This is a genomic window from Desulfoplanes sp. (assembly GCF_054921335.1).
In genome coordinates this window covers 32,326-40,595 of sequence record NZ_JBUDSQ010000026.1, presented here as the reverse complement: position 1 = coordinate 40,595, position 8,270 = coordinate 32,326, and the positions used below count along the sequence as shown (strand labels likewise).

Genomic DNA, 8,270 nt, shown 5'->3' with positions numbered 1-8,270 from the left:
CAACGGGCGCAACGAGCGGATGTACCGGGAAGGTGAGAGCGTCAAGGGTGCCACTATCAAGAAGATTCTTCGGTATGCAGTCGTTCTGAATACGGGCAAGCGGGACGAGGTCCTGAAGATGGAGACCCCGAAAAACGGCAAGGGAGCTGCAAAGAATCAGCGTTCCGGTCGGTCCATTAACAGAACGCCGGTTCAGGTGGTCACTCTCGACCGGGATGATGTACAAAGGACCCTCAAGGATATTCCTTCCCTGCTCAGTTCAGCCAGGTTCGAACGGTACAGATCCGGTGGGATCAATGGATACAAGCTCAGGAGCTTGGCTAAAAACAGCGGTTTTTCCAAGCTGGGACTCCCCGGAGTAATGATATCATCCTCGGGGTCAATGGCGCCCCCCTCACCAATCTGAATCAGGCCACGGCCTTGTATGACGAATTGGAGCGGGGCGGGCGGGTTTCCGTGAATATCAAGCGATTCGGCCGACAGCGGGATATTGCCCTGCGTCTGGAATGATCAGTGGCAGTGGGTTTCAATCAAGTATATAAAGCGAGATAGCAAATGCATTTTTCGGGTAAGCGAACCGGTTGTCTTCTGTTGGGGCTGTTTGTTGTCATCGCGGTCGTCTCTACTACGGTGGGAGCCCAGCCTTCCAAGGAATCCAAATATATCACCATGGATTTCGATCAGGTGGACATCAATATTTTCATCAAGTTCATCAGCGAGATAACCGGGAAGAATTTTGTGGTCGACGACAAGGTCAGGGGCAAGGTCACCGTGCTTTCTCCTTCCCAGATCAATGTGGACGAGGCCTACAAGGTTTTCGAGTCGGTCCTCGAGGTTAATGGTCTGACGGCTGTACCTTCGGGCGATGTGACCAAGGTCGTGCCCTCGGTTTCGGCCCGGCAGAAGAATATCGAGACACGTCTCAAGCCGACACGGACGAATCGACCGGACGATACCTTTGTCACCCAGATCATTCCCCTCCAGCATGCCCCGGCCAATGATTTGCGCAAGATCATGATGCCCATGGTTTCCAAAGAGGGGGTCCTCATTGCCTACGACCCCTCGGACACACTCATCCTGACCGACTATTTTTCCAATATCCAGCGATTGCTCCGGATCGTGGGCGAGCTGGATGTGCCCATGGAGGATGCAACCATTAATGTTATCCGGCTCGAACATGCCGATGCCGCGGATGTGTCCGGCTATGTGGCCAAGATCGTGCAGCCTGTAAAAAAAGGCGGCAAACCCCCTGCAACCGTTAAGGTTGTTGCTGACAAACGGCTCAATGCTATCGTTGTCTTGGCACAAGCCAAGGAAATGGCCCAGGTTATCCGGCTGCTGGACAATTTGGATCATCCCACTCCGGTCGGAGAAGATACTATCCGTGTCGTGCATCTGGACAATGCCGATGCCGAGGAACTTTCCAAGGTTCTTACCGGTCTGGCCGGCAAGGGCGGGCAAAAGGGTAAGGATCCCATTATTTCCACGGATGTCAAGATCGTGGCCGACAAACCAACCAATAGTTTGGTCATTTCGGCTGAGCCGGATGAATTCGAGGCGTTGCACAAGGTACTCAAAGGCTTGGATCAGCCGAGAAAACAGGTGTATGTCGAGGCGGCCATTATGGAGGTCACTGCCGATGACTCCTTTGATTTTGGTGTCTCGTGGCAGGGTGGCGGCAAGCTTGGGGCCTCGGGCGACGAAACCCTCATGTTTGGAACGGGCAATGCTGAAGGCCTGGTGACGGATGTTGACTCGGCGACAAAAAAACTGGGGGGAACCGGGGTTTCCTTTGGCGTGCTTTCCTTGCCGTTTTCGTACGATGGGAAGGATTACTTCAGTTTGGGGGCGTTTGTTCAGGCCTCGCAAACCAACAATGATGTGAATATCATTTCCACGCCCCAGCTCATGACCCTGGAGAACGAAGAGGCCAAAGTGGTTATTGCCGAGAACCGCCCTTACCAGACCAGCCAGAGTCAGAATGATGCTGGAACAGATTATTCCAATTATGAGTACAAGGATGTCGGTGTCACCCTCAAAGTGACTCCCCAGATCAATGATCGTGGCTCGGTAAAAATGAAAATTTTTCAGGAAGTGAGTAGGGTTGATGACTCAGCGACTACTGCCGCCCTGGTTAAGACACCGATAACGCGCAAGCGGCAGGCCGAGACAACGGTCGAGGTGGTCGACGGACAAACCGTTGTCATTGCCGGGTTGATCGAGGACAGTGTCACGGATACGACAAACAAAATTCCGGGATTGGGCGATATTCCCCTGTTGGGATGGCTTTTCAAGACGGATTCCCAGAAATTGGGCAAGAAGAATATGTTCGTCTTTCTCACTCCCCATGTGGTCAACAGTCCGGAGGATTCTCAGAAGGTCTTTCTGGACAAGATGAAGCTCATCGAATCCGTGCGTTACAACTCTCAGGGGCGGATCGAACCCATTGACAAGCCGCTCTACGTGGCCGGTCCCATGGTGGTCAGATAATGGTGGCCGTGACGCCCGAAGAATATTTTGTCCGCAAGGGACGGATCACGCCCGAGGATGTGGCCGAGGCCCATGCCATTCTGGAGGACAAGGGCGGGGATGTGGGACGTATTCTGGTGGAGCAGAAGAAACTTTCCGAGCGGGAATTGCTCGTTTTCTGGTCCGAGGTTTTGGGGATGGACATTCTGGATGATCTTGGTTCCAGGGAACTGGATTACGATCTGGTGAGCACATTGCCCATCCAATACGCCAAAAAACATCTGGTCCTGCCCTATGCGCAAACCGAGCACGAGGTGCTGGTCGTGATCCACGACCCCCTGAACAGCGATGAGGTGCTGGGCGATCTGCATGTCATGTTCGCTCCCCTGGCCGTGACCGCAGCATTGGCTCCGGCACGGGAGATCCTTTCGGCCATCAACCGGGTCTACGGACAGGCCGAGGATAACGGGGCCAGCGAGATCATCCAGGATCTGGACCAGGGCGAAGGCGAGGATCTGCTCACCGGTCTGGAGGAAGAGGTGGGCGCGGATCTGCTGGACGAGACCAGCGAGGCGCCCATCATCAAGCTGGTCAACCATATCCTGGCTCAGGCCGTGAAGGGCCGGGCCAGCGATATCCATATCGAGCCCTACCACCACGAACTCCATGTCCGCTTCCGGCTCGACGGGGTGCTCTACAACAAAATGTCTCTGTCCCGTAAGCTCCATTCGGCCGTGGTTTCCCGTATCAAGATCATGGCCAAGCTGAACATCGCGGAGAAACGACTCCCCCAGGACGGGCGTATCGAGATCCGCATCGGGGACCGGCAGGTGGATCTGCGTGTGTCCACCATTCCCACGGCGTTTGGCGAGCGGGTGGTCATGCGTCTTTTGGAAAAGGGGATCCGGCTGCTGACCCTGGAGGAGATCGGTCTCCCGGACCGGTTGCTTCAGGAGATGTACCGGCTGATCACCCTGTCCCACGGGATCGTTCTGGTCACCGGCCCCACGGGAAGCGGGAAAACGACCACCCTGTACGCAGCCCTGAACCATATCAATTCCCCGGACAAGAACATCCTGACCATTGAGGACCCCATCGAATACCAGCTCGACGGGATCGGCCAGATGCAGGTTGCCTCCAAAATCGACCTGACTTTTGCACGGGGACTCCGGGCCATGGTCAGGCAGGATCCGGACGTTATCCTGGTCGGGGAGATCCGTGATCTGGAAACCGCGGAGATCGCCATCCAGGCGGCATTGACCGGGCATCTGGTCTTTTCCACCCTGCACACCAATGACGCGGCCTCGGCCGTGACCCGGCTCATCGACATGGGCATCGAACCCTTTCTGGTCTCCTCTTCGGTCCGGGCCATCATTGCCCAGCGGCTGGTGCGCAAGGTCTGTCCCGAGTGTCGCAGACCCTACGAGCCTACACGGGAACAGCTGGAAGAGTGGGGGCTGGGGAAAATGCCTGACGGTACGACGCTCTACAAGGCCGGGGGATGTCCCAAGTGCCTGGAAACAGGGTACAAAGGCCGGACAGGTATTTATGAATTTCTGCACCTGGACGAGGAGCTCGCCTCACTGATCCTGCAGACCTCGGACGCCAACCAGATCCGCTCGGCCGCCGTGGCCAGGGGGATGAGCAGTTTGCGTCAGAGCGGGATGGAATTGGTGGCCAGAGGGGAGACCACGGTGAGCGAGATATTGCGGGTGACGCAGGTTTAGGGAGTGCGCAGTGCGCAGGAGGCAGGGCGCAGTTTGCAGGACAGAGACGGGATAGAGGATGCAAGATAGAGGATGCAGGATGTTATGCACCGAGAATGTTCAAATGGAGTAACTATTCAGCCACCAATAGCCCGATCCTGTTTTGTCCCTTCCGGGAACGCCGAGCGTCTGCTCGGCAATGCGTGTACAAACCGGCAGAAAACAGGGAGAATGGTACCGTCGGATCAACGATGACGATATACCACTAGGCAGTGTCCGAAAGGCCGAGCAGACGCTCGGCGTTCCCAGGAAAAGCCACTGCCTCATGCCGAGTTATGGTGCTGAATAGTTACCAAATGGATTGCGTTTTGTTGTAGGGGCGATTCATATATGGACCCGCCCGTTTGACCGAGCCCCGGGAGGCGAGGGAAAACAATTGTGGGGAACGACCCGTGTCCGCAAACGCCGGCCAATACGTGCATCGGCATCAATCTTTCCAGTTGCCACAAGGGCGATCCGTGAATCGCCCCTACGGGATGGCCATATATTCGAGCGATTATTACCTTCTCGGAATTCTTTGCTTGTTATTGGATTTTTAATCTTGGGTTCTTATGGCGGTTTTCGAATACAAGGCCATCGACGGCAAGGGGCGGGCCCTCAAGGGGATCGTTGACGCGGACAGCGTGCGGCTGGCCGGGCAGAAATTGCGTGGTCAGGGATTGTATCCTTCCGTCATCAAGCAGGTGAAGAGTGCGCGGCGCAAAGGGGGCGGAGGTTCCCGGGGCTCGCGGTTCTCCCTGTCCCGGATCTCAAGGGTTCAGCTCGCTTCGGCCATCAGGCAGATGTCCACGCTTCTGGGGGCGGGTCTTCCCCTGGTCACCTCCATCAACGGGGTGGTCAAACAGATGAAGCCCGGGCCCTTGCGCCTGGTGTTGACCCAGATCAAGGAACGGGTGAACGAAGGGAGCAGTCTGGCCGACGCCCTGGAGGAGCACGGCTCGGTCTTTCCCCCGACGTTTTCCGCTCTGGTCAGGGCCGGCGAGACATCCGGGACCCTTGAACTGGTCATGGAACAGCTGGCGGATTTCGAGGAACGAAAACTTGCCCTGACCAGGAAGATCCAGACCAGCCTGGCCTATCCCGTGCTCATGCTCGTCACCGGTCTTGCCGTGGTGTTTTTCCTGCTGACCTATGTTATCCCCAAGGTGACCCAGATATTTCTCGACTACGGCCAGCTTCTGCCCCGGCCCACAATCATTCTCATGGCCATCAGTTCCTTTTTGCAGCAGTACTGGCCGGTTCTGTTTGGGGGCGTTCTGATCATCACGCTGCTGCTCCGGTTGTATGTGCGGACCTCCAGAGGCAGGGCCCGGTTCCACGCCTTTGTGCTCAAGGTTCCGGTGGTCGGACCCATCCTGCACCATGCGGCCATCTCCAGGTTCGCAAGGACTTTTGCCACCCTGCTCAAGAACGATGTCTCTCTGCTCACGGCCATGAACGTGGTCCGCAACGTGGTGGACAACGATGTCATGGCCGCCGCCATCGATGCGAGCCGTAAGGAGATCAGCGAGGGGGAGAGCATTGCTGCACCCCTGTCGCGCAAGGGAATTTTTCCGGAAACCGTCATCCAGATGATCGCTGCCGGTGAGCAGAGCGGGCATCTGGACGCCATGCTTTTCAAAGTTGCCGAGACCTCGGAAATGGAGGTCTCAACCCGCCTGGGCGTGGCCACGTCCCTGCTCGAACCGGTCATGATCCTCGGGCTCGGGGTGGTTGTGGGGTTTGTGGTGCTGGCGGTGCTGTTGCCGATTTTTGAGATGAGTCATCTGATACGATAGGGTAGGGGCGGTTTTACGTTTTAGGTGGTTAGGGGGAAGGCGGAAGGTTTAAGGGTTAAGGGGTAAGGCAAGGCGTGGGGGTGTCGGGGTTGCAGTGGTTATTGCAGCAGTGTGTCGCTTCTGGAGGTGAACTGTCGCCTATTGGCGTCATCCCGGCGTAGGCAGGGATCGTAAACGACATGAAGGCATCCAAAAGGTCGGAGGTATAGCCAAACCCATAGAGATCCCGGATCAAGTCCGGGATGACGGCTGTCGAGTCTTGTGTCTTCCGCGACTTCTGAGAGCACCTTCTTTTTTTGGGGGGAATGTACCCCTTAATAAGGTCGTCGCAACAATGACTGTTAACCCTCCCGGATGCCAAAGATTGTTTTTGCAGCCCCTCCCGGGGGGCTGCAAAAACGGGCGATTTATCAATCGCCCCCTACGGGTTTTGGGTCGTGTTGCTATAGATAGTTATGCGCAGTGGTTACTTACCCTTAACACTTAACACTTAAAACTGTAGTTACAGCCGTCCATGTATATTTCCTATTTCGGACTCAAACAGAGTCCCTTCAGAACCGCTCCTGATCCGGACTATTTTTTTGCTTCCGGATTGCATCTCCGGGCCGTTGATCGGGTGGTGCATGCCATTCGGGAACGGGCCGGGCTCATTCTTGTGATGGGTGAGATCGGGCAGGGCAAGACCACTGTGTGCCGGTATGTCCAGACCCGGTATCGGGAAGAATTTTTCATCGGGTATCTGGGCAATCCCTTTTTGGATGTTCAGGAGTTCGGGCGGCAGATTCTGTTGGAGTTCGGCCTTTGCGGGGATGTTACCGGTTCCGGGGATATCGTTCGTGTTCTGACGGGATTTTTGCGGGAACAGGATCGGCAGGGCAAGGTGGTCGTCCTCTTTCTGGACGAGGCCCATCTGTTGAGTCCGGATGTGCTGGAGTTTTTGCTCATCGTGACCAATATCCAGCATCACGGCAGACATCTTCTGCAGATGGTCCTTGCCGGTCAGAACGAATTTCAGGAAACCCTGCGTCAACCACGATTTTCTTCTCTCAACCAGCGTCTGGGAAATCGGATCGTGGTTGCTGATCTGGGCAGGGACGATCTTGCCGACTACATCCGTTTCCGTTTGGATCAGGCGGGCGGATCGGGCAAGGAATTGTTTACTCCCGGGGCGGTATCTAAAATTTGGAAGGTGACCCGGGGGAACCCGCGGTTGATCAACCTTGTTTGCGAACGTCTTCTGGAAAGGATGTACGAGAGGCGGGTCGACAAGGTCCTTTCCAGGGATGTGACTCTGCTGTGTAAAAATCCGGTCTTCGTTCCGATTCTTTTTCCGGATACGAACAATGCGGGGGCAAAACTATGGGGGCCTGTGCTCGTGGGAACGGTTTTAACGTTCGGGCTTGTCGTGGGGGCAGGCACCCTGGGTCATGACCATCCGCCCGGTGTGGTCGATATCCCTGAATTCGCCGTACCCCGGAAGAATCCGGCCAACCCTACCGTCGTTGTTGATGAACCGGTTGTACTCGAGACCAGAGAAAAAAACGAGCCGATTGGAATAGTTGGGGCGGCGAATAAGACATCGATAGACGGGACAGTTCCCCCCCGGAAACCGCTGCCGACCAATGCTTCGGGCTCAAATGCTTCGACCGTTGTCGAGACCGCAACCATTGCCTTGTCGGAATCCGCCGGCAATCAGGGCAATGGAACCCGTACCAAGGTGGAAGAGAAACTGGAAAAGATCCTAGAACTTTTGGCGACCAGAGAGGCAGGATCTGGGGCGGCCGATGCACATGAGAAATCCGAATCCCCTGCCGAGATACCCCCGGATACCCCTGATGCGACGACCGCTTTTCAACCAGAGCAGGGCGCTCAGATCAAGCCGGTTCACAAAAGGAGAGCCAAAAAAACTGCTGCCGCTAAGAAACAGGCAGAGACGGCTCCGGCGGTACAGCCTGAAAAATCTCAGCCGGCAGCAAACGAGTCGACCGGACAGGAATCCGCAACCGGGGATTTTGTGTTGTCCCCGGCCCCGGGGATCGTTGTCGACGCTATCGTCTGGGACCCCATCCCCCGGTTCAGACTGGCCGTTGTCAACGAGCGTATTGTCAAGCAGGGTGCATCCGTGGGCGATGGGTATACGGTCGAGGTTATCTTGAAGGACAGCATACGCCTTTCCATGGGCGGAAGGATGTTCGAGAACCGTGTTCATGGGGGGAGATGATTTGGGATATATGATATAGGATACTGTGTACAAGAT

Annotated in this window: 6 protein-coding genes; all 6 read left to right on the top strand. The window is 56.0% G+C overall.

What is annotated here, in order from left to right:
- A partial coding sequence (locus tag ACY692_RS07730) for a hypothetical protein (RefSeq protein ID WP_462324778.1) occupies window positions 1-406 on the top strand: 406 nt, incomplete at its 5' end.
- Window positions 407-555: 149 nt separating this feature from the next.
- Window positions 556-2,490, top strand: a complete 1,935-nt coding sequence (gene gspD / locus ACY692_RS07725; RefSeq protein WP_462324777.1) for a type II secretion system secretin GspD — start codon at window positions 556-558, stop codon at window positions 2,488-2,490.
- Window positions 2,490-4,196: a type II secretion system ATPase GspE gene (gspE, locus tag ACY692_RS07720; RefSeq protein ID WP_462324776.1), complete on the top strand. Its 1,707-nt coding sequence runs from the start codon at window positions 2,490-2,492 to the stop codon at window positions 4,194-4,196. Before gspD ends, gspE begins: the two co-directional genes overlap by 1 nt.
- Before the next feature lie 178 nt (window positions 4,197-4,374).
- Window positions 4,375-4,524: a hypothetical protein gene (locus ACY692_RS07715; protein ID WP_462324775.1), complete on the top strand. Its 150-nt coding sequence runs from the start codon at window positions 4,375-4,377 to the stop codon at window positions 4,522-4,524.
- 262 nt (window positions 4,525-4,786) lie between these two features.
- Window positions 4,787-6,013 carry a type II secretion system inner membrane protein GspF gene (gene gspF, locus ACY692_RS07710; RefSeq protein WP_462324774.1) on the top strand — a complete coding sequence of 409 codons (1,227 nt, stop codon included), beginning with the start codon at window positions 4,787-4,789 and terminating at the stop codon, window positions 6,011-6,013.
- Window positions 6,014-6,527: 514 nt separating this feature from the next.
- Entirely contained in the window at window positions 6,528-8,234 is a 1,707-nt protein-coding gene (locus ACY692_RS07705; RefSeq protein WP_462324773.1) for an ExeA family protein, read from the top strand.
- Window positions 8,235-8,270 lie beyond the last annotated feature (36 nt).

Excerpts from the sequence above, each read along its gene's own strand:
- gspE (WP_462324776.1), top strand. The coding sequence starts at position 2,490 with ATGGTGGCCGTGACGCCCGAAGAATATTTTGTCCGCAAGGGACGGATC.
- gspF (WP_462324774.1), top strand. The coding sequence starts at position 4,787 with ATGGCGGTTTTCGAATACAAGGCCATCGACGGCAAGGGGCGGGCCCTC.
- ACY692_RS07705 (WP_462324773.1), top strand. The coding sequence starts at position 6,528 with ATGTATATTTCCTATTTCGGACTCAAACAGAGTCCCTTCAGAACCGCT.
- gspD (WP_462324777.1), top strand. The coding sequence starts at position 556 with ATGCATTTTTCGGGTAAGCGAACCGGTTGTCTTCTGTTGGGGCTGTTT.
- ACY692_RS07715 (WP_462324775.1), top strand. The coding sequence starts at position 4,375 with ATGCGTGTACAAACCGGCAGAAAACAGGGAGAATGGTACCGTCGGATC.